The organism is Pseudomonas shahriarae (assembly GCF_014268455.2).
In the GTDB taxonomy this organism is placed as follows: Bacteria; Pseudomonadota; Gammaproteobacteria; order Pseudomonadales; family Pseudomonadaceae; genus Aquipseudomonas; species Aquipseudomonas shahriarae.
In genome coordinates this window covers 949,069-972,218 of the sequence record NZ_CP077085.1, presented here as the reverse complement: position 1 = coordinate 972,218, position 23,150 = coordinate 949,069, and the positions used below count along the sequence as shown (strand labels likewise).

General features: G+C 59.4%; 16 protein-coding genes. 4 read left to right on the top strand and 12 right to left on the bottom strand.

The window, feature by feature from the left end:
• Positions 1 to 347: 347 nt before the first annotated feature.
• Positions 348 to 1,205, bottom strand: coding sequence for a tryptophan 2,3-dioxygenase (gene kynA, locus HU773_RS04220; protein ID WP_057960627.1), 858 nt, complete (start codon positions 1,203 to 1,205; stop codon positions 348 to 350).
• Positions 1,202 to 1,852, bottom strand: coding sequence for an arylformamidase (kynB, locus tag HU773_RS04215; RefSeq protein ID WP_057960628.1), 651 nt, complete (start codon positions 1,850 to 1,852; stop codon positions 1,202 to 1,204). Before kynB ends, kynA begins: the two co-directional genes overlap by 4 nt.
• 363 nt (positions 1,853 to 2,215) lie before the next feature.
• Here kynB and HU773_RS04210 point away from each other — a divergent pair, with 363 nt between their 5' ends.
• The 3 genes from HU773_RS04210 (at position 2,216) to HU773_RS04200 (ending at position 6,497) form a co-directional block, all read left to right on the top strand.
• Positions 2,216 to 2,560, top strand: coding sequence for a cupin domain-containing protein (locus HU773_RS04210; RefSeq protein WP_057439321.1), 345 nt, complete (start codon positions 2,216 to 2,218; stop codon positions 2,558 to 2,560).
• 445 nt (positions 2,561 to 3,005) lie between these two features.
• The gene (locus tag HU773_RS04205) at positions 3,006 to 3,206 is read left to right on the top strand and encodes a ribbon-helix-helix protein (RefSeq protein WP_120731503.1); all 201 of its coding nucleotides are present in this window, start codon (positions 3,006 to 3,008) and stop codon (positions 3,204 to 3,206) included.
• A gap of 402 nt (positions 3,207 to 3,608) precedes the next feature.
• Positions 3,609 to 6,497 carry a UDP-N-acetylmuramoyl-tripeptide--D-alanyl-D-alanine ligase gene (locus HU773_RS04200; protein WP_225923836.1) on the top strand — a complete coding sequence of 963 codons (2,889 nt, stop codon included), beginning with the start codon at positions 3,609 to 3,611 and terminating at the stop codon, positions 6,495 to 6,497.
• Between the two features lie 17 nt (positions 6,498 to 6,514).
• On the opposite strand, the gene HU773_RS04195 is transcribed toward HU773_RS04200, so the two are convergent.
• The 7 genes from HU773_RS04195 to HU773_RS04165 all read right to left on the bottom strand — a co-directional run bounded on the left by HU773_RS04195 (position 6,515) and on the right by HU773_RS04165 (position 19,512).
• A complete protein-coding gene (locus HU773_RS04195; protein WP_120731500.1) occupies positions 6,515 to 7,408 on the bottom strand; it encodes an alpha/beta hydrolase family protein in 894 nt (297 codons plus the stop codon).
• A gap of 14 nt (positions 7,409 to 7,422) precedes the next feature.
• Positions 7,423 to 8,610: a beta-barrel domain-containing protein gene (locus HU773_RS04190; protein WP_178118078.1), complete on the bottom strand. Its 1,188-nt coding sequence runs from the start codon at positions 8,608 to 8,610 to the stop codon at positions 7,423 to 7,425.
• Positions 8,611 to 8,639: 29 nt separating this feature from the next.
• On the bottom strand, positions 8,640 to 10,823 hold the full coding sequence (locus tag HU773_RS04185; protein WP_120731498.1) for a type I secretion system permease/ATPase: 2,184 nt from the start codon (positions 10,821 to 10,823) through the stop codon (positions 8,640 to 8,642).
• Positions 10,820 to 12,271, bottom strand: a complete 1,452-nt coding sequence (locus tag HU773_RS04180) for a TolC family outer membrane protein (protein WP_169989843.1) — start codon at positions 12,269 to 12,271, stop codon at positions 10,820 to 10,822. Before HU773_RS04180 ends, HU773_RS04185 begins: the two co-directional genes overlap by 4 nt.
• A gap of 131 nt (positions 12,272 to 12,402) precedes the next feature.
• Positions 12,403 to 15,975, bottom strand: coding sequence for a BapA/Bap/LapF family large adhesin (locus HU773_RS04175; protein WP_217883917.1), 3,573 nt, complete (start codon positions 15,973 to 15,975; stop codon positions 12,403 to 12,405).
• A 1,108-nt stretch (positions 15,976 to 17,083) separates the two neighbouring features.
• Positions 17,084 to 17,971: a 3-hydroxyisobutyrate dehydrogenase gene (mmsB, locus tag HU773_RS04170; RefSeq protein WP_120731496.1), complete on the bottom strand. Its 888-nt coding sequence runs from the start codon at positions 17,969 to 17,971 to the stop codon at positions 17,084 to 17,086.
• A 14-nt stretch (positions 17,972 to 17,985) separates the two neighbouring features.
• Entirely contained in the window at positions 17,986 to 19,512 is a 1,527-nt protein-coding gene (locus HU773_RS04165; protein WP_057439323.1) for a CoA-acylating methylmalonate-semialdehyde dehydrogenase, read from the bottom strand.
• Between the two features lie 131 nt (positions 19,513 to 19,643).
• Between HU773_RS04165 and HU773_RS04160 the strand changes: the two genes are divergently transcribed.
• On the top strand, positions 19,644 to 20,591 hold the full coding sequence (locus tag HU773_RS04160) for a LysR family transcriptional regulator (protein ID WP_057439324.1): 948 nt from the start codon (positions 19,644 to 19,646) through the stop codon (positions 20,589 to 20,591).
• A gap of 106 nt (positions 20,592 to 20,697) precedes the next feature.
• Here HU773_RS04160 and yfiB read toward each other — a convergent pair whose 3' ends face one another.
• The 3 genes from yfiB to yfiR are packed head-to-tail and all read right to left on the bottom strand — an operon-like array spanning position 20,698 to position 23,031.
• Positions 20,698 to 21,213, bottom strand: coding sequence for an outer membrane lipoprotein YfiB (yfiB, locus tag HU773_RS04155; RefSeq protein ID WP_057960630.1), 516 nt, complete (start codon positions 21,211 to 21,213; stop codon positions 20,698 to 20,700).
• Positions 21,194 to 22,462, bottom strand: a complete 1,269-nt coding sequence (dgcN, locus tag HU773_RS04150; protein ID WP_057960631.1) for a diguanylate cyclase DgcN/YfiN — start codon at positions 22,460 to 22,462, stop codon at positions 21,194 to 21,196. Before dgcN ends, yfiB begins: the two co-directional genes overlap by 20 nt.
• Positions 22,459 to 23,031 carry a regulatory sequestration protein YfiR gene (gene yfiR, locus HU773_RS04145; protein WP_057960632.1) on the bottom strand — a complete coding sequence of 191 codons (573 nt, stop codon included), beginning with the start codon at positions 23,029 to 23,031 and terminating at the stop codon, positions 22,459 to 22,461. The genes dgcN and yfiR overlap by 4 nt, the downstream gene beginning before the upstream one ends.
• Between the last annotated feature and the right edge of the window lie 119 nt (positions 23,032 to 23,150).

The window sequence follows — 23,150 nt, the reverse complement described above, 5'->3', positions numbered from 1 at the left end:
CCTGCGATGGCATCGACTCGGTCTAACTGAATGACCGAGCCACCTGCATCGCGGGCAAGCCCTAATGCCGATCAATTAAGCGAACGCAATGCTCAAAGCAGTGAAGATCAAATGTGGGAGCGGGCTTGTCGGATCGCCGCATCGCCGCGAAGACGTCGGCCCAGCAAACATTGATGTTGACTGACCCACTGCTTTCGCGAGCAAGCCCGCTCCCACAGGGGATCTGCGCTTAACTGACGGGCATTAGCGCAAGCCCGGCCCCCCATGAACAGGGTCACAATAGGAATGCATTGCCAACAAAAAGCCCCGGTACTCAATGAGTGCCGGGGCTTTTTGTTGGGTTTCAATCAGAGCGTCGAACGCACCCGCCACAACTCGGGGAACAGCACGGTGTCGAGCATCTTGCGCAGGTAACCCACGCCCTCAGTGCCACCGGTGCCAGGCTGGAAGCCAATGATCCGCTCCACCGTGGTCACATGGCGGAAGCGCCATTGGCGGAACGAGTCTTCCAGGTCGATAAACTTCTCGGCCAACTGATACAGGTCCCAGTAACGGGTCGGATCGCGGTACACCTCGCGCCACGCCGCCTCCACGGATTCGTCATGAACCGTAGGCGCCGTCGGATCGCGTTGCGCACGCTGCGGGTCAATCGCCAGGCCCGCCTTGATCATCAGGTTGATCGCTTCGTCATACAGCGACGGCGTGGCGATCGCCACTTGCAGCTCCTTGAGCAACTCCGGGCGATGGGCGTGGGGCCGCAACAGCGCCGCGCTTTTATTGCCGAGGATGAACTCGATTTCCCGGTACTGGAACGACTGGAAGCCCGACGACTGCCCCAGGTACGGGCGGATCGCCTTGTATTCCGACGGTGTCATGGTCGCCAGGACCGCCCAGGCGTGCACCAGTTGATCGAAAATCCGCGAGACCCGCGCCAGCATCTTGAACGCCGGCGCCAGCTCACCCAGGCGCACATGTTCGCGGGCAGCCTTGAGTTCGTGGAGCATCAGCTTCATCCACAGCTCGGAGGTCTGGTGCTGGATGATAAACAGCATCTCGTTGTGGTCCGGCGACAGCGGGTGCTGGGCCGTGAGCACTTTGCCCAGGTCCAGGTAGTCGCCATAGCTCATGGACTCGGAAAAATTCAGCTCGGCGTTATGCCATTCTTCCGGCGGCTGGTAATCAGGGGAGAAAGGACACTGGCTCATCGCGTGGGCTCCTTGAGCGGGCGCAGGATTGCTCGTACCGGGCTGGCATCGAGGTTGGCAAAGCGCAGCGGCAGCGCGATCAACTCGTAATCGCCCTGCGGGACGTCGTCGAGCACGATGCCTTCGAGAATCGCCATGCCATGACGGGCGACGGCGTTGTGGGCATCCATGGTCTTGGACTGTTGCGGGTCCAGGGACGGCGTGTCGATGCCGATCAGGCGCACGCCGAGGCTGGCCAGCAGCTCGATTGTTTCCTTGGCGACGGCGGTGAAGTTCGCGTCCCAGGTGGTCAACGGCGCCTGTTGATAAGTGCGCAGCAGCACGCGCTCCGGCAGGTTATCCAGGCGACCTTGCAACTGCTCGGGCTGCACCAGCGCGCCGCTGTCCAGGCAATACAGCACCCGACACGGCCCCAGGTACACATCCAGCGAGACTTCGCCGATGGGCGCACCGTCGACGCTGTAATGCAACGGCGCATCGACATGGGCGCCAGTGTGGGGCGACAGCGTAATGCGGCCGACGTTTACCGGGCATTCGGGGCCGAACTGCCAGACGCGCTCTTCCTGGAAGGGCGTATCGCCCGGCCAGGTCGGGGTGGCGGTGCTCAAGGGTGGGCTGATATCCCACCACGTTTTTATTGGGTTCATACGAGGCTCTCGGTCGTTTCTAAGGTGAATGATACGAGGGCCAGCGGTAAATATTCTTGCGAATTCCAGCGCGAAGGCTGATTTCTTTCGTAGTTACTGCGAAGAAACGCCTGATTATTGAATGGATCCATCAGCCACCCCAGATCAAATGTGGGAGCGGGCTTGCCCGCGATAGCAGTGGACCAGTGAAAAATGCGTCACCTGACACACCGCCATCGCGGGCAAGCCCGCTCCCACAGGGACGGTGTAGGTTTTAAGATCGTATTCCGATGCGCTTCTGGGCATCCCAGTGTCGAGTTCAGACCACTGGCATCCGACCTGGGGTTATAGGGTAGAACTTCATTTCCCTGCCTTGGAGCCATCATGTCCCAGCCGATCACCGTACTGCGCGATACCCATCCCCTACCGGTCCTGGATGCCTGCAAGTGGGAGAAGCTCGAAGGTGACCCGCACACCGTCAACCTCAACGCCTACACCAGCGAAGACGGCAGCAAGATCATGGGCACCTGGATCTGCACTCCGGGCAAGTGGTACGTGGAGTACGTGAAGTGGGAATACTGCCATTTCCAGGAAGGCTACTGCGTGATCACCCCGGACGGCCTGGAGCCGATTCACTTGCGGGCCGGTGATATTTTTGTGGTTGAGCCGGGTATGAAAGGTACTTGGGAGGTAGTCGAGACCGTGCGCAAGTACTTCGTTTTTGCCTGAAACGTACCGCCATCCTTAAAAAGGGGCCACCAGGTTAATGCTGGTCAGGTCCCTTTTTTATGCCTCGTAGCATGAGTAAAAAACTCATGCACACAGCAAAACAACCTCCTACCCGATCAATCATAAGCCACCCACCACTACTTTAGTGTTAGACACTATTCACTTTTGACTCCAGGTTCCTTTTCGTCTAACTTTCTTGAAACGCAGTTAATATAGACACCTCATACAGTTATAACGAAATGATAACAAATGACCAAAAAAAAGGTGGTTAACCTCACAGAATGGAAACTTTCCACCTGCTTCCATAGAAAATACGATTTGATTGATTTAGACTTTCAACCAATCAAATTACAACCTCATTGGTTTGTCTCAAGCGTTCTTCACTCCATTTAGCAATTACTTCATGCGACAGTCGAGGCCGCATTTTTCTAGAAGGATCAAGAAAATGTCAGAAAAAACCACACGCCTGACCATACTCATCGACTCCCCCACCAAACAGAGACTGGAGGCGCTGTCCGAAGAGATTGACCTTACTATTTCCCAGGTCATTCGCAAGCTGATCAGAGACCATCTCCAGCAATATGAAAGTCCAATAGTTCCAAAGGCAATAGAACAGGCACGTGAAGACTCATCCACCTACACTTGACATATAATTTGGATTAACAGTCTCATCCCCGAGCCGCTGGGTTTCATTTACCCTTTCTTTTATTGGCGGGTCAATCAGCTATAAAACACGCAACCGTCCTTGAATATTTTAATTAACGGACATCCTATGCCTGTGAAACAGCAATTGCTCGATTGTTATGCTCTCCTGAGTAAAGACACCGATGAGTTAGCTGTCTCATCGGGCACAGTACAACCCTGCGTGCTATTTTTCTCGATCAGTGACAGCACAAAACGTGCATATGTTTTCCATGTCATCGCTGACAACTTCGAAGCGGCATGGCAAACAGGGGCGAATGAACTACAACGAACTCATGATCAGCTGTTGATGCAGTCGGGTAATAACCCTGAATGTACGTGGATACGTATTGAACGTGCAGTTAACGTGAAGCCAATCACTTGGGCAAAGCTCAACGAACGCTTCAAGCACCACAAGCGTAATTACTTTCGCAGTGGCATCGCGCTCGACAGTAATCTGCAAATAGCGCTCACCGAACAGGAACTGAACGCTAACGCAATCCTCTACGGCGGCAGCGAAATTGCCCATGCAACCTTCAATACAGGCAATTTTTCTGTCTATGCCAAACGCCGTTTTGCAGGGTCAACGGCATCGAACGCAATTGCCACGTTGCAACCCGATACCTTGGTCTATCTGTTCGACACGGCGGGCGTGTTCTGCGCCGAAGATGGCGTGCCCCATAGACTCAACAGCAACGCCGCAGAGGTCGGCTGGCGCACCCTGGCGGCCCTGGAGCCTGACGACGTCAGGCGGCCCATCTGCACCGCTGCCACGTATCTGGGGGAGCAGGTGCAGGACAGCGGCCAATTCGTCTACGGCTACTTTCCGTGTTTCGACCGACCGATCAAGAACTACAACACCCTGCGCCATGCCAGCAGCACCTACGCGATGATCGAAGCCTGGGCCTTGAACGGCGACGAGACGTTGAAGTCCGCGATTCAACGGGCATTGGACTATCTGACCCAAACGCTGATCAGGCCCAGCCTGCTGCCCGATGGTAGCGTGGCCGCCTTCCTGGTGGACACAGGCAACGAGATCAAACTGGGCGGCAACGCGGTATGCCTGCTGGCCCTGGTCAAGTACAGCGAAGTGACCGGCACCCGCCAGTATTTACCACTGCTGGAAGCCCTCGCCAACGGTATGGCCTGGATGCAGGACCCCACCACCGGTGCTTTCGTACACGTATTGAACGCCCATGACTTGAGCCTCAAAGAGCCGTTTCGCATCATCTATTACGACGGTGAGGCCGCGTTCGGACTGATGCGCCTCTATGGGCTGACCCACAATGAACGCTGGATCAATGTCGTAGAAAAGGCCTTCGATTACTTCATCGGCAAAGAGCACTGGCGCGAGCATGATCACTGGCTCAGCTACTGTGTGAACGAGTTGACACGCTATCGCCCCGACGAGAAATACTTGCGCTTCGGCCTGAACAACGTCGCGGGCTACCTGGGTTTCGTCCAACAGCGCATTACCACCTTTCCCACCCTGCTCGAGCTGATGATGGCCGCACAGCAAATGCTGGAACGGATCGCACAACAGCCATCGCTACATCACCTGCTCCAGGACATTGACCTGCACGCTTTCTATCGGGCCTTGCACCATCGCGCCCGTTACCTGCTCAACGGTTATTTCTGGCCGGAGATAGCGATGTATTTCGCCAACCCGGCACGCATCGCCGGCGCATTCTTCATTCGGCATCACGCTTTCCGGGTGCGTATAGACGACGTCGAACACTACCTTTCCGGGCTGATTGCCTATCACCGGTATCTGCTGGATGGTGCGCCGCAAGTGAGCCAGCCTCCACCGACTGAAGCCACATCCGACTGGACCTGGGACGCCGTGACCGTGGCCCGTGTAACGCAAGGGACATGGGTACCACAGCCACCCTCGGACTGGAGGGCCACTGGCTTGACGCCCTCCATGCAGTTCTTCAAGCCGGGACGCATGCTCAATCGCCACCCCACCAAAGTCGGTCCGAACGAGGCGCAATCGGCCCTGCGCTGGGCACAGGCCAAGCCTGAGCGGCGGCCCTCGGCCTTCTTGTGCGTGGACCCGACCCCCTATCTGGACTGCGGCTTGCCGGCGCTGCAAGTCGCCGACACCAGCGAAGCGATGTTGCAGTTGGGCAGGCACGCCCGACAGCACTTCAGCGGGCAGGTGTTCGGCGTGACCGGCAGTTTTGGCAAAACCACGGTGGTGGCCATGCTCGCCCACGCGCTGAAACACTGGGGTGAGGTCGGACAAACCGAAGCCAACGCCAACCTGCCGCATGGCATTGCCTGGAACCTGGCAAGCATGCCCCCTGCAACTAGGTTCTGGGTTCTGGAAATGGCCGTGGGACGGATGCCTATCAACTCGGAACTGGTTCGCCCACACATCGCTATCGTCACCGGCCTGGCCCCCGCACACCTGGAATACCACGGCACGCTGGAGAACCTGGCCCGCAAGAAAAGCGCAATCTTCCGCTCCATGGCACCGGGCGGCCACGCGGTGCTCAACCGGGGCATGCCGTATTACGAGCTGTTCGCCCAGGCAGCAGAAACCGCGCGTCTGCAGGTGATCAGTTACGGCGAACACGTCGATGCGGATCTGCGCCTCCTGGATTGGCGCAGCGAATCGCAGCTGGTTTACGTCCGCGCGCAACGAGGCTCACAGGCACTCAACTTCACCCTGCAAGCCCGCGGCCGGCACATGGTACTCAACGCACTAGCGGTGCTGGCGTCGTTGTTCGCAGCGGGTCTGGAAGCTTGCCAGGCGCTCGAAATCCTGACTGGATTCGAACCCGTTGAAGGACGTGGCAATGTCATGCAGATCCCATGCGCGGGTGGTCATTTCCAGATGATCAACGACGCCTACAACGCCAACCCAGGCTCCATGGCCGCAGCACTGCAATCCATGGCGGACCTCCCTGTACCCTCACGACACCGGGTGCTGGTATTGGGGGATATGCTGGAGCTCGGTCCTGACACCCAGCGTTATCACCTGGAGCTGGCCACACCATTGCGTATGGCAGCGCCACGCCATGTGCTGTTGTGCGGCCCATTGATGCGCGCGCTGTACCTCGAGCTGCGCGGTGAACTGTCGGTCCAGTGGTTCGAGAATGCCAAAGCGCTGAACCTGGCCTTGATGCAGAACCCGGCGCAGTGGTTTCAACCAGCAGATTGGGTGCTGGTGAAAAGCTCGGGCGGGACCGGTTTGTCGCAAGTCTGCGAGTGGTTGAGGACGATGGAGCAGACGGTACTTGCCGAGTAACCCGCCAAGCGAAAAGCTTACTTTGCGCAACCGGCCGCCGTTTTAAGCGCGATATCGTTGCGCAATTGATGAAACGCCGGCGCCACGGCGTCAGCCTTGATCAATTGCGCCCGATGCCCCGCTTTAATCAGCGCCAGGAAAAAGCCTTCCTGCAACACGAACGGCGCCACCTGATCATCGACGTTGCCTATCACGAACAGCTGCCGCTTGGGCGCTGCGACAATGCCGTCAATGTGCTGGCCGGGATCATAGGGGTGGAGTAATCCATTGGTGTCGCGTCCCGGCCTGGAAGGCAGGCCTTTGCTCTGGCGAATCATCTGCGCACGCTGCACCAGGGCGAACGCGCCGGAGCTCATCACCGCGCATTTCACATCGTCGCGCCCCAGGGTCAATAACGCAGCAGCCACGGTCGCGCCACCGCTATGGCCCAACAAAACATACTGCCCAATGCCGTGGAGCTCACGCAGTTCATCCAGAGCGCCATTCAGCGCCATGAATTCCCGGGCCTGGCGCCGCTGCCCATGATTGCCGCTGGAGCCGTAGGTACCAGGCCGAGCCACAATCACCAGCGGTACGCCAGCCCTTTTGCTCAGTGCTTTTGCCGCAATTACCTTGGCGGCCAGGGTGTTGCCGCGGATCGCCTCGGGCGCCTGATGCATCTCGATATTTCGATCACCATGGAACATGACGATCACCACTGGCGCATGATCGAGGATAGCCCCTGCAAAGTAGCGGATGCATTCCTCACCCTGGGCAAACTCGACCCACAATGCCGAGTCCGGGTCGCTACATGTCGCCTTGTCGGCGGACGTGTTCCAAGGCAAAGGCGCTGAGCTGTCGTCGAGCGCCAAGGCACAAGGCGCGCCGACAACACTCAACCCTAGCAGCAACAGCCTGAGGGCTTTGCCCATCAGCACGTCCTCTGTCAGCGCTCGCGCAAAGCTTCACGCGCACGGTTCATGGGCTTGATCAAGTAGTCGAGGACAGTTTTCTGCCCGGTCTTGATATCCACTGAAGCAATCATCCCCGGCACAATGGAGAACGACTTGCCAGCCTTGTTCTTCAAGGTGTCGGCGTCGGTGCGGATAAACACCCGGTAGTAGAAAACCTCGGGTTTGACTTCGTCCTGGATGGTGTCGGGCGAGATGGTCACCACCTTACCGTCCATGCCGCCATAAATCGCGTAGTCGTAGGCCGTGATCTTGACCTTGGCCACTTGGTCGGGATGGATAAAAGCGATGTCCCGCGGCGAAATACGCGCCTCGATCAGCAGTTGTTCATCCAGAGGAACGATCTGCATCAAGCGCCCATTGGGTGGGATGATCCCGCCGATGGTGGTGACTTCGATGTCTTTGACGATACCGCGGACCGGAGAGCGCAAGGTCAAGCGAGTCACTGAATCCGAGCGCCCGCGCATGATCGATGACAGCGTCTCGACATCGGCATTCGCCTTGGCCAGTTCCTCACCGGCGCGCACCATGTAATCGGAGCGGGCCTGGGTCAGCTTCATCTCCAGCTCTGCCTTCTGGCGTTTGAGGCGCAGTACTTCAACACTGCTGGCGGCACCGACTTTGGCCAGGTTCTGGGTAATCTCCAACTCGCTGCGCACCAGCCCCAAGGATGAACGTAAACCCGCCTGGGTGTCCTCCAGCCCCTTGCGCCGGGTACTGAACAAATCGGTTTCGGCTCGGATCAACTCGGGGTGGCGCTGTAGTTCAACAGGAAACACCAAAGGTTTGCTGTTCACCTCTGCCTGCAAACGCGCGACGCTGGCCAGGGATGCCCGGAACTTGGAAGCGCTTTCATCGAAGTTGGATTCGGTCTTGGTCGGGTCGAGTTTCGCCAACGTCTGGCCACTGTTGACGATATCGCCCTCGGTCACGTTCAGTTCAGTGACGATGCCGCCTTCCAGGGACTGGATAATTTGCTCGCGGGAGGTTGGGATTACCTTGCCGCTGCCAGTCGAAACCTCATCGATCTCAAAAAAATAACCCCACGCACCAAACGCAACCAACAGGACAAACACCCAGAAAACCACCCGCGTCGAGCGCACTACTGTGTTGTCATCAACACCGTCGTTATAGGGTTGGGCGCCCTTGTTCTCGAGGCCCAACAGCGGAATTCTTTTGCGCTCATGGGTGTTCACTGATTCTTCCCCTTGGTTTTGGAAAGCCGGGCAATCGCGTTGTCCTTGGTGTCATCGACAAGGATCTGTCCGTTGTCGACGACGATGATCCGGTTCACCAGACTCAACACACTCATGCGGTGGGTCGCGATGACCAGCGTGCGGTGGGCCGCCCACTTGTCCAGGTTGTGGATCAATTGGCGCTCGGTCGCTTCATCCAGAGACGCCGTGGGTTCGTCCAACAGGACGATGTGCGGCTGACGGATGATCAAGCGCGACAGCAGCAACGATTGACGCTGCCCGCCTGACAGTCCGAGGCCGCCTTCCAGAATCATGTGGTCCATGCCGTCGGCGAACTTACCGATAAAGTCCGCTGCGCCCGTCAACGCCAGCGCCTGGAGGATTTCCTGATCAGAGGCATGGGGCGCACCCATGATCAGGTTGTCTCGCAGAGTGCCGTGGAACAGGCGCGAGTTTTGCGTCATCAGCCCGACATCCCGGCGCACGTCCGCCGGGTCGATATGACCGAGCGCGACCCCATCGAGACTGATGCTGCCGCTCTTCAGATCGAGCATGCCGGCCAAGGCCTGCAGCAAGGTGGATTTGCCTGCACCATTGCGACCGAGAATGGCGATGCGCTCACCCGGTTGTATCTGCAAGTCCGCCACCAGCAATGCCGGCGCCGGCGCATCGTCGGAATACTGGAATGCCGCCTGCTTGAGAACGTAATGGCCGCTCACCACTGGCAAGTGCACGCGCTTGCTGCCTTCGGCATGGTCCACCGGCAATTCCATGAGCCGGTTCAGGCTTTGCAGGGCCACCTTGGCCTGCTGCCAGCGGGTCAACACCTGGGTGACCTGCGACATCGGCGCCATCATGCGCGAGGCCAGGATCGAGGCCGCCACCAAACTACCGGTGGTCATGTCACTGGCCATAACCATCGGTGCACCGAACACCACCACCACGGCAAACACTGAACCTTGCACGTTGTTGGTCCAGGCCATCAGCTTGTTGGTCAACATCCGCAGCCGCAGGCTGGCGTCGCCACAGGTGGCGTTGTAGTGATTCCACTGGTGCTCGAAGCGCTGCTCGGCTTGCAGCGCCTTGATATCGTCCAGGCCCTGAATGGTCTCCACCAACATGGCGCTGCGCAACGAGCTTTCGCGCATGGATTGGTTGGCCAGCACTGCGAGTTTCTTCTGCGACAACACACCAGGCACCACCAGAAACAACACTGCCACCATCGGCACCGCTACCAGAGGCCCGGCGATCAGCCAGTAAATCACCAGGAACAACAGAAAAAACGGCAAGTCTGCCAAGGCCGTTGCCGTACTGGAGGTGATCAATTCACGCAGTTGCTCCAGTTCCTTGAGCTGGGAAATGAACGAGCCGGTGGACTTGGGCCGGGCGCTGTTACGCAGGCGAATGGCATGCCCGAACACCAGGTCGGACACTCGCATGTCTGCCCGCTTGCCAAGCATGTCAGTGATCCGCACGCGGGTGATGCGCATGATGAAGTCGAACACCAGCGCCAGCATGACACCACCAAACAACACATACAGGGTGGGCATCGACTCGGCCGGGATGACCCGATCGTACACCTGCATGGAAAACAGCACCCCGGCCAGTCCGAGCACACTGGTCACCAGCGAAGCCAGCATGACATAGCCATAAGGCCGCATGTCCCGCAGCACGATGCCTTTGAACCAGTCCTTCTCATAAGGTTTGATGTAGTCATCGACGCGAGTATCGCGTACGGCACTCATGGGTCGCAAAATCACGCTCTTGCGCGCCGAGTCGAGCAACTCCAGGCAACTGAGCCGGCTTTGCAGACCGCCATCGCCACTGTAGGCGATGCCCACGTGCTCGCCATCGCCCAGGGTTTCCAGGACGCCGACCTGGCCGTCACTGAACTGCAAGATCATCGGCAGTTGCCGCTGCATCAAGGTCGAGGCGTTGAAGTCGGCGATCGCACAGTTTAATCCGGCCTGGCGGGCCATCTGCCGCACCACGTCTTCCACCGAAGCGCCTTCGGTCCACTGCGCGGCAAGCCGGACACTTTGCGCCGAGCACTCCAGTCGGTAATGCCGGGCGATGCTCAGTACCGCCTCCAGCCACACCTCATAATCGAACGCCGGCGCCGGATCGGGTGCCGCGTCCACTGCACTCATGTCGCCCTCAAGCATCACGGCATCATTCATGGCCGAATCTCCACACCTTGCAAGGTGCTGTTATCTAGATGGAACGCCGCGCGCAACCCGCCGGTGTTGTAGAGACAGTCGATTTTCAGGCGCCGCAGGTCAGCCGCGGTGTTTTCCCGGTCCATGCGGGCCTGGTGGATTTCCTGCTCGGCATTGAGCAAGTCCAGCAGCGGCCGGGTGCCCAGTTCGAGGTACTGCTGACGATAAAGGTCGCGGGTCTCGGAAATGCTGCGCTCACGAAAATCCAGGGTGGAGAGCCGCTGGGCCAGACTCGAAATCTGATCCCGCGCTTCCAGCAGCCCCTGGCGTACAGCGAGCCGGGCGGCGTCGTTGGCCGCTTCGGCAGAACGCAGGGCTTGTTGTGCGGCGGACTTGCGCGCAGTAATGGCGCCGCCCTGGTACAACGGCATCTTCACGTTGAGGAACACACCGTAGCGGGTCCGGTCCCGACCGCCGGGGATGCCGGTGTCGTCGTTGTTGTCCAGATACTGAGTCACCGATGGGTCCAACGATACAGTCGGCAACGCTTGCGCCCGGGCCTGGGCGATCAGTGCCAAGGCATCGGTCCGTTGCGCCTGGGCAATCAACAGCGCCGGGGTGACCGCTTCATCAGGCGCCAGACCTTGACAGGATTGCTCCAGGCTCGCCGGAAAGTCCTGCGTAACGCTCACCGGAGACTGCGCCCCCAGCAAGCTGCTCAAGGCGCTGCGCCAGCGATTGAACTGCGCCTGCAGTTGTAACTGTGTCGCCTGCGACGCCTCGACTCGCGAACGGGCCTGGATCAGGTCTGAGCGGGTGCTGGCGCCCATGTCGCTGCGTTGCTTGGCCAGTTGCGCAATCGCCGAAATGCCCTTGATCTGGTCACCCGCCAGCGCCACCAGCAGCTGCGAACGCTGCAACTCGATCATGGCGTACGAGGTATCACGGGCCACTTGGTCGATTGACAGCAAAACCGCCGCCTGACTGCCACTGACCCTGGCCAGAGCACTGTCCACGGAACTGGACACCTTGCCGAAGTCGTAGAGCATCTGCGATGCCGACAAGGAAAAGGTCTGGCTTTGGCCGTTGCCACTCAGTCCGCTGTCGTAGCCGGAATTGAAACCGCCGCTCACTTGCGGGTAGTAACCGGAACGGGCAATGGTCACGTTCTCATTCTGCTGGTACAGCTGACCGATCGCCTCGGCAATGGCCGGGTGCCATTCCACGGCTAATTGAATAGCCCGTGTCAGGTCGAGGTTTTTCGGTATGGTCCGTTGCGGTGCCACCGGTGCGCTGACGCCCGTTGGACCACCCGGTAAATTCGTGCCCAAGTCACTGGGGCTGATGATGTTGACGCTTTCTTCGTCGTCGATAAACGACTTGGCCATGACCTGCCCTGTCGCCGGTGCAGTCAATGCCGCTGCCAGGAAAACCGCAGACAGCTGTTTAGCCAGGCTCTTGTACCTCACGTCACGTCCCCTGCTTGTTATCAACTTGTTGGGTACAACCATGGACCGTGACTGACACCTGTCACGGTCCATCGCTGCATTACCGTTGGTGAGGGAAACCGGGCCTTGCGGCCCGGCCGTCGGGTGCGTGGTTACACCACGCTGATGCCGCTTTGTATCCAGAGCTGATGGGTCTCATCTTCCTGGCTCGTGTAGATCACGTACTCCAGACCGTTCTCTACCTGAGTCGCACCAGCAGACCAGTCGCCTGTCAGATGAACGCTGTCCTGATCATCGCCCTGGATCATCAAGCGATCCGACTCGGGGCCTGTGATGGATACCAAGTCCTCCAGGCTCAACGTCAGTTCAACCGCGCTGACGTCGTTCAGGTCAATGCTCTGCACACCGCTGGCAGTGCCGATCAGGTCGCTCAGGTTGATGGCAGCATCACCACCCTCCCACAACCACCCCTCTGCCCCCGCGCCACCATCGACGTGGGTGAAGTCAGTGCCGTCGACTACCACAGGGTCGTCGCTGCCACTGTCTGCGCCGCCTTCAGTGCCCGTACTGTCATCGCCTGACGCGGCCTCATCCACCATGATGCTGGCGGCGGCGAAACCGGCGCCCTCAGTGGCAGGTGAACCAGGGTTGGCGTCGTCCCAGACCAGATCGCGGTCTGGCGAGTCGATGCGGATGTACAGATTGGCCGTGTCCTCCTGGCCGGCGGGTGTGGTGAGCTTGTAGGTGAATGTATCCACCTGGCCGATGTCCGCAAGCGCCAGACCCGGGGTTGGCGTGTAGCTATAGGAACCATCCGCTTGCAACGTCAGCGTGCCGTAGAGCCCCTGGACTTGCGCTCCAGCTTGACCGGGTATGACGTAGAGCCCGTTGACCAGCACACTCAGGACGGTCAGCGTCGAGCCGAGGCTGTCTGCTGGCGATAGATCACTGAGTTCAAGGACATTACCCGTTGCGGCGACTGCAGCCCCCGTGACGAACTCGGTCAGGTGGGTAGTGGACAACGTCAGGTCAACCGTCACAGTTCCGGCCGATACAAGCGCACCAGTCGTCGACGTCACTCGGTACTCACCCGCATCCAGCCCCGTGAAGGTATGAGCGGCCGTAGTCGTGGTCTGCTGCGTTGTCCAGACACCGTCGATCAGTTTCTGCAGGTTGATGGTCGTCGTAGGCAGCACACCGATACCTACGAAGCTGCGGCTGATTTCCAGCTCTGCCGTCGTATCGACAGCGACCACAAAGCTCTCGCTGGTATCTGTAGTGCTCCCGATTACTGGCGGCGAGTAGCTCAGCTCCGTCAGGCTTTGCGTGTCGACCAGGTTGTCGATATCGACCTGTGCAGCACCGATATCATCCGTGGCAACAACATCCACGACACCCGGTGCCGCTGGATCGGTAGGACTCCAGACAATCGTCGTATCGTTGCTGTCTATGCGGATGTACAGGTTGGCCGAAGCCACACCGCCAGCCGCCGTCACCAGTTGATAGGCGAAGCTATCGACCTGACCAATGCTCGCCACATCGCCATTTGGCGTGTAGCTGTAATCACCATTGGCAAAGATCGTCAGCTCACCGTACTGCCCTTGCAGGACCGTACCGACCGTCGCATCTGCATCGACAAACACGCCGCCGACTTCAACCTGTACTGTCGCATCACCCAGAGCCCCCGTGGAGTCCGGTTGCCCATTGAAACCTGGGTCGGTGATGACGTTACCTTCAACATCAGCGCCGGGTTCGACAATGAAGTCGGTCAGGCTTGCGTTATCGACACTCAGGCTAGCCGTTGCAGAAGCCCCAACCGCTACCAGGTTCGGGTCAAGGCTGAGCGTGAAGCGATATTCACCTGCGGCCAGACCGTCGATTTGCGCGGTCGTACCCGAACCGAACAGCCCCAGCAGATCGAGCAGGCCCGTACCACCGCTAGCCTGGTCGATACCGACCCAGCCGCCAGCACCATCGCTGACTTCAAGCACTCCAGTAAAGCCACCACCCAAGACAGACAACAGGTCCCCTTGACTGAAGGACAGGTTCAGCGTCCCGGAACTACCAGCATCCACAGAGAACTCTTGAGTCAGCGAAGGCTCCCCGACCTGGATACCACCGACTCCCAGCAACGTGAATACTCGCATATCGTCCAGTGCTGTCTGCGTAGTCACCGGCGTAACGATGAGTTCAGCAGTACCGACGTCGTCGGTTGCTTCCAGGTCGGCGTCAGCATCCGCGTCAGCGTCGGCATCGGCGTCCGCATCGGCATCGGCGTCCGCATCGGCATCCGCGTCGGCGTCGGCGTCGGCGTCCGCATCAGCATCAGCATCAGCGTCAGCGTCGGCGTCGGCGTCGGCGTCAGCATCGGCATCGGCATCGGCATCGGCATCGGCATCGGCATCGGCATCAGCATCAGCGTCAGCGTCAGCGTCAGCATCGGCGTCGGCATCGGCATCGGCATCGGCGTCGGCATCAGCGTCCGCATCAGTTTCATCAATGTCGTGTGCAACTACCGAGCTTGGGCCGGACTCGTTCCCCGCCGCATCCTTCAGTGTCACTCCCAGCGTTTCGCCGTTGACCTGAGGGATGTCCAGCGTGACCTGGAAGTTACCGTCAGTACCGACTGTGCCCGTCCCGATCACGTTGCCAGCGGCATCCTTGACCGTGGCGGTTGAACCCGGCTCGCCCTTGCCACTGACGGTGGTGCCATCCGTGCTGACGGCCAAGTCTGTTGGCGCATCGGGCGCTGTGGTGTCGCCCGCGCTGACAGTGCCAGTCGGCGACTCATTGCCTGCAGTGTCTTTGAGGCTGACCTGCAGGGTCTCGCCATTGGTTTGTGGCGTGTCCAGCGTGACCTGGAAGTTACCGTCAGTACCGACCGTGCCCGTCCCGATCACGTTGCCAGCGGCATCCTTGACCGTAACGGTTGAACCCGGCTCGCCCTTGCCACTGACGGTGGTGCCATCCGCGCTGACGGCCAAGTCTGTTGGCGCAGCGGGCGCTGTGGTGTCGCCGGCTACGACAGTGGCGGGCGGTGATTGATTGCCCTGAGCGTCCTTGAGGGTGACCTCCAGGGTCTCTCCATTGGTTTGTGGTGTATCCAGCGTGACCTGGAAATTACCGTCAGCGCCCACAGGACCGGAGCCGATCACATTGCCAGCAGCATCCTTGACGGTCACCGTAGTGCCCGGTTGCCCTTTGCCGATGACGCTCTTGCCATCGGCACTGACGGATAAACCAGTTGCTGCACCCGGTGCCGCCGTAACTCCCCCACCGGTACCGCCGCCACCACCGCCACTGCTGCTGATTGCGGCCACTGCACCACCCACGGCAAGGAGGCTAAGCCCCCAGAGTACCCAGTCCGGTACCGCGCTATCTGCCACTATGCCTGCCGCGGCCAGGTCGTCGAGCGTAGAGATCTCGCTGAATGTAAAGCCCGAATACGGCGATGAATAGTTGCCCAACAGCAACGTTCCGTCAGCGTTAGTCATTACCAGCTGGTTAGCCGCACCGTCAGCGCCAACTACAAAAAAATTCTGAATGGTGATGGTTTCTCCAGACTTTAGCGTCACCACCAAGTTCTGACCGGACTGCTGAAAGGACTGAACGCTTTCAGGCCCAACGGGTAGTTTGACAATGCTTGTGCCCTTCAGGCTGACATTGCCAAGCGTATGCTCCGTTGCCGCTCCCGTTGCTTTATCGACAATTGTTATATTTTTCATCTCACACCTGTTCTCTCTTCGATAAATGGACACACAGATTTCAGCGCGAGCGAATACTCCACGACGGTAATAACCGCCGAGCGCTCAACTTTATTTTTGCGTTATTGAAAACCAACCAGGTGCCAGTAGTTTCAGCCCACACCGGTCTCTTCACGGAGTTGCAGGCGCATTCCCCTTTGATTGCAAAGCGCGGGAGTCTCAAGGCGTGATGTGAACAGGGTTCTTGAAGGGCGTTGCGCTAGCACTTTTGTCGTGCATTGCGCCATTGTCATGAGGTCATGCAGAGAGATGCCGGACTGTCGTGGAGCCATTGGCAAAGGGCGACCGCTGGCCCAGAGGTGCAGTAACGAGCAGAGACGGCGGGCCAGTTTTTGTGCTCTCTCGAGCTCCCTGGCCTCGGCAACCTGTTCGGTTGCAAGCCCGAAACTATTTGATGTACGCATCCATTCATCAACCATCTCAGATACACCCGCACAACTTAGAAAAATTACAGCTATTCGGTTGTGACTTTCGAGGCACAACAACAGTGCCAACACTTGCCTGATCGATACTAGCGGGGAGGAAACTCAACATCAAAGGAGAAAACAAGCACGATGCAAACACTCACTAAACATAAGTGTTTGTTCTGTTAACCCATCGCATACCTACGTTAAATAACCCATACACCCGTTATCAAAGGATGATAATCACATGTAACTACAGGGCTAACCCCATGAATATTCGATGAACAGAATCACAAACTTTACTAAAATAAAAAGAAATTGTAATACTTTATTTCGCAACTTTAATAACCCACTAAAAACCCTTCCAACTAAATAGTAGATTAGTGATAGAAACCCTATATACCGCTGTAAATACGAAATAAATGGCAAGCGACAAGGCTTGCCACATTTAGTTCTTTCAGGATGGGGAGTTGGCCAGTATTTGATGAGCTGACCAGGCTGGCTCAGCCACGGACGACCGCTACGCACAAGAGGTGCTTCGGCTAACGCTGACCAACGGAGGGAGTTGAATATCTCGTTGAGAAACAACGGAGATGGAAGGGATCGGAACTGTGTACAGCGCCAAAAACCCGAGAACCCGCCCGACGCAAGTTCTCGGAAAAAACCTATTGGGGTTTGCGGTAGCTGTTAATGATTGCCGAGAAGTCCTTGCTGCCTTCCCCACGCTGGCTCATCGCCTGATACAACTGCTGGGCCACCGCACCGAGAATTACCGGCTGGTGCGCCTGACGCGCTGCCTCAGTGGCCAGCCCAAGATCCTTGAGCATCAGTTCCGCACCAAAACCACCGGTATAACCACGAGACGACGGTGCCGTCTCGATAATGCCCGGCCATGGGTTGTACGTGTCGGAACTCCAACAACGCCCGGTTGAACTGTTGATAATCCCGGCCAGTACTTTTGTGTCGATACCCAATGCATCGCCCAGGGCCATGGCCTCGCTGACGCCGACCATGGTGATGCCCAGCAGCAGGTTGTTGCAGATCTTGGCGATTTGCCCGGTGCCGACTTCACCGCAATGCACGATGTTGCGGCCCATCTGCGCCAGCACCGGTTGCAGGGTGGCGAACAGTTCCGGGGTGGCGCCGACCATAAAGGTCAGCGTCCCCGCCTGCGCCCCGCCCGTGCCGCCGGAGACCGGCGCATCGGCCATCGCCACGCCGTGCTTGGCTGCCGCAGCCGCCACATCGCGGGCGGTCTGAGGGTCAATGGTGCTGCAATCCACGGCCGGCACGCCTTTGCCGATACCGGCGAGCACGCCGTCTTCATTCAGCCAGACGCTGCGCACATGGGCGGCAGCGGGCAGCATGGTCAACACCAGTTCGGCGCCTTCTGCTGCTGCGCGCGGTGAGGCACTGATGGTGCCGCCCAATTCGGCCAGTTCCTTGAGCACGGTCTGGTTCAGGTCAAACAGGTTCAGCGCGTGGCCAGCCTTGATCAGGTTGCGGGCCATGGGTGCGCCCATGTTGCCCAGGCCGATAAATGCAATCTTCATGGTCGTCTCCTTGATCAACGCAGGTTGATGGTGGTGTTGACACCATCATTGACGCTGTCGTCGTCGAACCAGCGGCTGGTGACGGTTTTGGTCTGGGTGTAGAACTGCACCACTTGCTTGCCGTACGGGCCCAGGTCGCCGAGTTTCGAACCACGGGAACCGGTGAAGCTGAAGATCGGCACTGGCACTGGGATCGGGATGTTGATGCCGACCTGGCCGACGTCGATTTCGCTCTGGAACTTGCGCGCCGCCGCACCGCTCTGGGTGAACAGGCCGGTGCCGTTGCCGAACGGGTTGGCGTTGACCAGGGCGATGGCTTCGTCGAGGGTATCGACTTCCAGCACCACCAGCACCGGGCCGAAGATTTCCTGGGTGTAGATCTGCATATCGGTGGTCACGCCCGAGAACAGGGTCGGGCCGACGAAGTTGCCTTGCTCGAAGCCCGGCACCTGGATGTCGCGGCCGTCCAGTTCCAGCTTGGCGCCTTCTTTCACACCGCTTTCGATCAGGTCGAGGATACGCGCCTTGGCGCGCTTGGAAATCACTGGGCCCACGTCGGTCCCGGCTTCGCTGCCAGCGTTGACTTTAAGCTTCAGCGCCAGGGCCTTGAGGTCCGGCAGCCACTGCTTGGCCGCGCCCACCAGCACCACCACCGAGGTGGCCATGCAGCGCTGACCGGCCGCACCGAAACCGGCGCCGACCAGTGCGTTGAGCGTCTGTTCACGGTTGGCATCGGGCAGCACCACCGCATGGTTCTTCGCGCCCATCATCGACTGCACGCGCTTGCCGTGCTTGCCCGCCAGGTCGTAGACGTGGGTGCCGACGGCGGTCGAGCCGACAAAGGACACGGCCTTGATATCTTTGTGGGTGCACAGGGCATCCACCACATCCTTGCCACCGTGGACCACGTTCAACACACCGGCCGGCACCCCGGCTTCCAGCGCCAGTTCCACCAGCATCAGGGTCGACAGCGGATCCTGTTCCGAAGGCTTGAGCACGAAGGTGTTGCCGCAGGCGATGGCCATCGGGAACATCCACAGCGGGATCATCGCCGGGAAGTTGAACGGGGTGATGCCGGCGCAGACGCCGATGGGTTGGCGCAGGGTGTAGGTGTCGACGCCACCGGCGACGTTCTCGGCGAACTCGCCCATTTGCAGGGTGCCGATGGAGCACGCGTGCTCGACCACTTCCAGGCCACGGAAAATATCACCCTCGGCATCGGCAATGGTCTTGCCCTGCTCGGCACTGAGGACTACGGCAATGCGTTTGGAGTGTTCACGAATCAGCGCCTGCAGCTTGAGCATGATGCGCATGCGCGCGCCGATCGGCGTCAGCTTCCAGGTCTGGAAGGCGCGATGGGCAGCGTCGATGGCCGCGTTGACTTCATCGGCCGTGGCAAAGGGCACACGGGCCAGGACTTGTTGGGTCGCCGGGTTGACGATGTCTTGCCATTCGGTGGTCTTGGACTCGACCCATTCACCGTTGATCAACAGTTTGGCCTGTTTGACGGTGGTATCGGCAGACGTAAGCGATGCGTTCATTGTGGTCTCCAGATCTTGTAGTTATGCAGAGAGCCAAGGCGTGAAGCGCCTTGAGGATGAGGCGTTCGGACGATTTTTGGAGTATAGATGTGCAAACTTCCAATAAGAACCCACATAAAAGCCGGTCCAACATGCAAAAAAACATCACGTCTTTAGGCTCGCTGAACTGGGATGACCTGAAGTTTTTCCTCGAAGTGGCGCGTACCCGCAAGGCCAGCGTCGCTGCCAAGCGCCTGGCGGTGGACTACACCACCGTGTCGCGGCGCATCAGCTCGCTGGAAGGCTCGCTGGGCACCCTGCTGTTCGAGAAATCCCGGACCAGCGGGTTTGTGCTGACCAATGAAGGCCAGCGTTTACTGGGTTACGCCGAGTCCATCGAAAGCACCCTGCACATGGCCTGCGAACAAGTATCGGGCTCCGGCGTGGCGCTGTCGGGGCATGTGCGCATGGGCTGTACCGAAGGGTTCGGTAGTTTTTTCGTCACCCCGCAACTGAGCCACTTCGTCGATACCTACCCGGCGATCTCGGTCGACATCCTGCCCCTGCCCCACTTCATCAGCCTGTCCAAGCGCGAAGCCGACATCGTCATCGCCCTGGAACGCCCGGAACACGGGCCCTACGTGTGCTGCAAACTGTGCGACTACAAGTTGCAGCTGTACGCGACCCAGGAATACCTCGACCAGCACCCGCCCATCCGCCGCCCGGCCGATTTGGCCGACCATCCGTTTATCAGCTACGTGGATGACCTGGCGTTCAGCTCAGAGCTGCTGTACCTGGCCAATGTCGTCCCGGGCGCCAGCGCCAGCCTGCGCAGCACCAGCGTGATTGCGCAGTACGTGGCGGCGCAGCAGGGGCGCTCGCTGGCGATCTTGCCGTGCTTCCTGGCCGCGCAGGACTCGCGGTTGCTGCCGGTGTTGGGAGAGGAGATCAATATTACGCGGCAGTTCTGGATGTATTGCCGCGAAGACCTGCGCAAGCTCAAGCGGATTACCCTGTTGTGGGATTACATCCGGGAGGTGACGGAGCAGAACCAGGGGTTGTTGATGGGGGAGACGCGGGAGATGGTGTTTGCAGACTGAATGGCTGCTGCGGGCGCAGAACGTTGGGTCGGCACTGATAAGTGTGGGAGCGGGCTTGCCCGCTCCCAAAGTTGAGCGTGTTTGAAATTCAGACCGGCCTGTCGGCTCAGTCGGCGATCACTACAATCGACACCCGGCGATTCTCGGTACGGCCCGCAGAAGTGCTGTTGGAGGCCACCGGCTCGCTGCTGCCCAGGCCGCGCAGTTGCACGTTTTCTTCCTTCATACCCACGTCCACCAAGACCTTGCCCACGCTTTTCGCCCGGCGCAGGGACAGTTGCTGGTTGTAGGCTTCCTTGCCCGAGGCATCGGTGTGGCCGTCTACGCGCACGCGTTCGATGCCCACGCCGGTGAGGGCCTTGCCGATGCGTTCGACGATCTCGGTGCTGGGCGTGTTGAGTTTTTCGACGTCGCTGCCAAACAGCACTTTGCCCGACAGGCCAAACGCCCAACCTTCGTCGGTCAGTTCGAAGCCTTGTTGTTTGAGCACCGCCACTTGCACCGGGGTCAGGCCTTTGGGGGGGGGAGTCTGGCAGCCACTCAGGGCCAGTAGCGCAATAAACAAGGTGATAAACAGAACGCGTGTGTTAGCAAACAAGGGATCAACTCCTGTGTTGAACATTGGCAGCGGGGTGCTCCGACTCCGCCGTGTGCTGGCCGCCCTGGGAAAGGCGTTTGGCCTGGTACATCGCCACATCGGCGGCATTGAGCAAGGCGCCGGGAGTGGCACCATGATCGGGATATACCGCGATACCGATACTGAGTGAGGTCAACACTTCGGTGTTGCCCGGCAGCGGGATGGGCTGGTCCATGCTGGCGATGATTTTGTCGGCGATGCGCTGGGCATCTTCGAGCTTGTGCAGGGGCGAGAGCAGGATGGCGAACTCGTCACCGCCCAGGCGGGCCACCAGGTCGCTCTCGCGCAGTTGCGCCCGCACGCGCGCGGCGACCGCAACCAGGACGGCGTCACCGGCGGCATGCCCGAAATTGTCGTTGATGTCTTTGAAGCGGTCACTGTCGAGGAACAGCACCGCCACTCGCTCGTTGAGCTTGGCCGCGCTGCGCAAGGCGCGAATCAGGCGGCCCTCAAAGAAGGCGCGGTTGGGCAGCCCGGTCAGGCTGTCATGGCTGGCCTGGTGGGCAAGGGTTTCGTTTTCGCTTTGCAGGTGGGTTTGCCAGGCTTCCAGCTCGTCAAGCAGGGCATTGAAGTCGTTGCCCAGGCTGTCGAGCTCGGCGATCTGCGCCGGCGGCACACGGCGGTCGAAGGCCCGCTCGCTGCGCGCAGCGTGGGCGACGTCGGCCAGGCTGTGCAGGGGGCCGATAATGCCGCGCAACATGCGCCGTGCCAGGTAAATCGCGACCCAGCCACTGATAGCGGTACAGATGATGATCCCCGCCAGGCCACTGAGCAAAAAGCGCAACAGGCTACCGCCGTGGCCACTCAACTCGACGGTGCCAATTTTCTGGCCTTGATGCAGGATCGGCTGGCTGATGGGCTCTTCCAGCAGCGTGTGGGCCAACTCCAGCTCGATCCTGGACAGCACCCCCGTTTCCGGACGCACCCAATGGGCCAGGGTGTTGCCGTTGAGGTCCAGCACCCGGGCTTCAGCGACTTCTTCAGTGGAGGCAATCAGCGCCAGGGCTTCGGTGGCCGCCACGCGGTCCTTGAACACCACTGCGGCTCCTACGGTGTAGTTGATCGAGCGGGCGATCAGGTGCAGGTTGTGGTCGGCATATACCCGTAGGGCCAGCACCCCCAGCAGGGTCAGGGAGACGCTGGCCATGGCTACGGCCACCAGCGCCACACTCAGGTGCCCGCGACCAAGGACCGAACGTAATGTAGGGCGGGTTTTGGCGTTACGCAGCTTCATGGCTCCGGCGCCCGACGACGGGATAACTGCAGGACGCTGGGATGGATGCGCACACCGCTGCGGGCGACGGAGTCGAGGTTGACCTCGAACGAGACTTGCTCATCAGTGACCCGCAGGCAAAACAGGCTACCCACAGTGCATTGATCGCCGCCTTCGCTGATGCTCAGCACCGGATGGCCAGTCAACGCGGTGAACAGGCGGCCACGCTCGTCAGGAGTGAGCTTGCCGATGTACAGCGCGTCGCACGCATTGACGATATTGGGGTTGTCCGCCAGCAAGCGCTGGACCACCACCGGCCGGCCGGTGGCCTGGGTGGTACCCTTGACCAGGTCGTCGGTGTATTGGGTCGGGCCAACGATGCACAACCGCAGTTGTGCGGGCTCCACCGGCCAACGGGCGTAGCTGAGAATCCCCAGTACCACCTGGGTGACGGCCTGGGCCCGCTGGTCGGCTGCACTGGCTGTGGGCGCCTGGGCAAAAGCCAGAGGCGTGACGAGACACAAAACGGCCGATAGCAGCAATCGTCTCCAGCTCCAACTACGCTCTGCGGGCGAGACAGCCACGTTCATGCAGCGATTCTCTATGATCTTCTCGGGATAATGCCGCAACGATAGCATATTGGCGGAAACCCCATCGAGACGGGCTCTAGGTAGATTCTGCCATTCATCACGAAAAACCCGACATATCG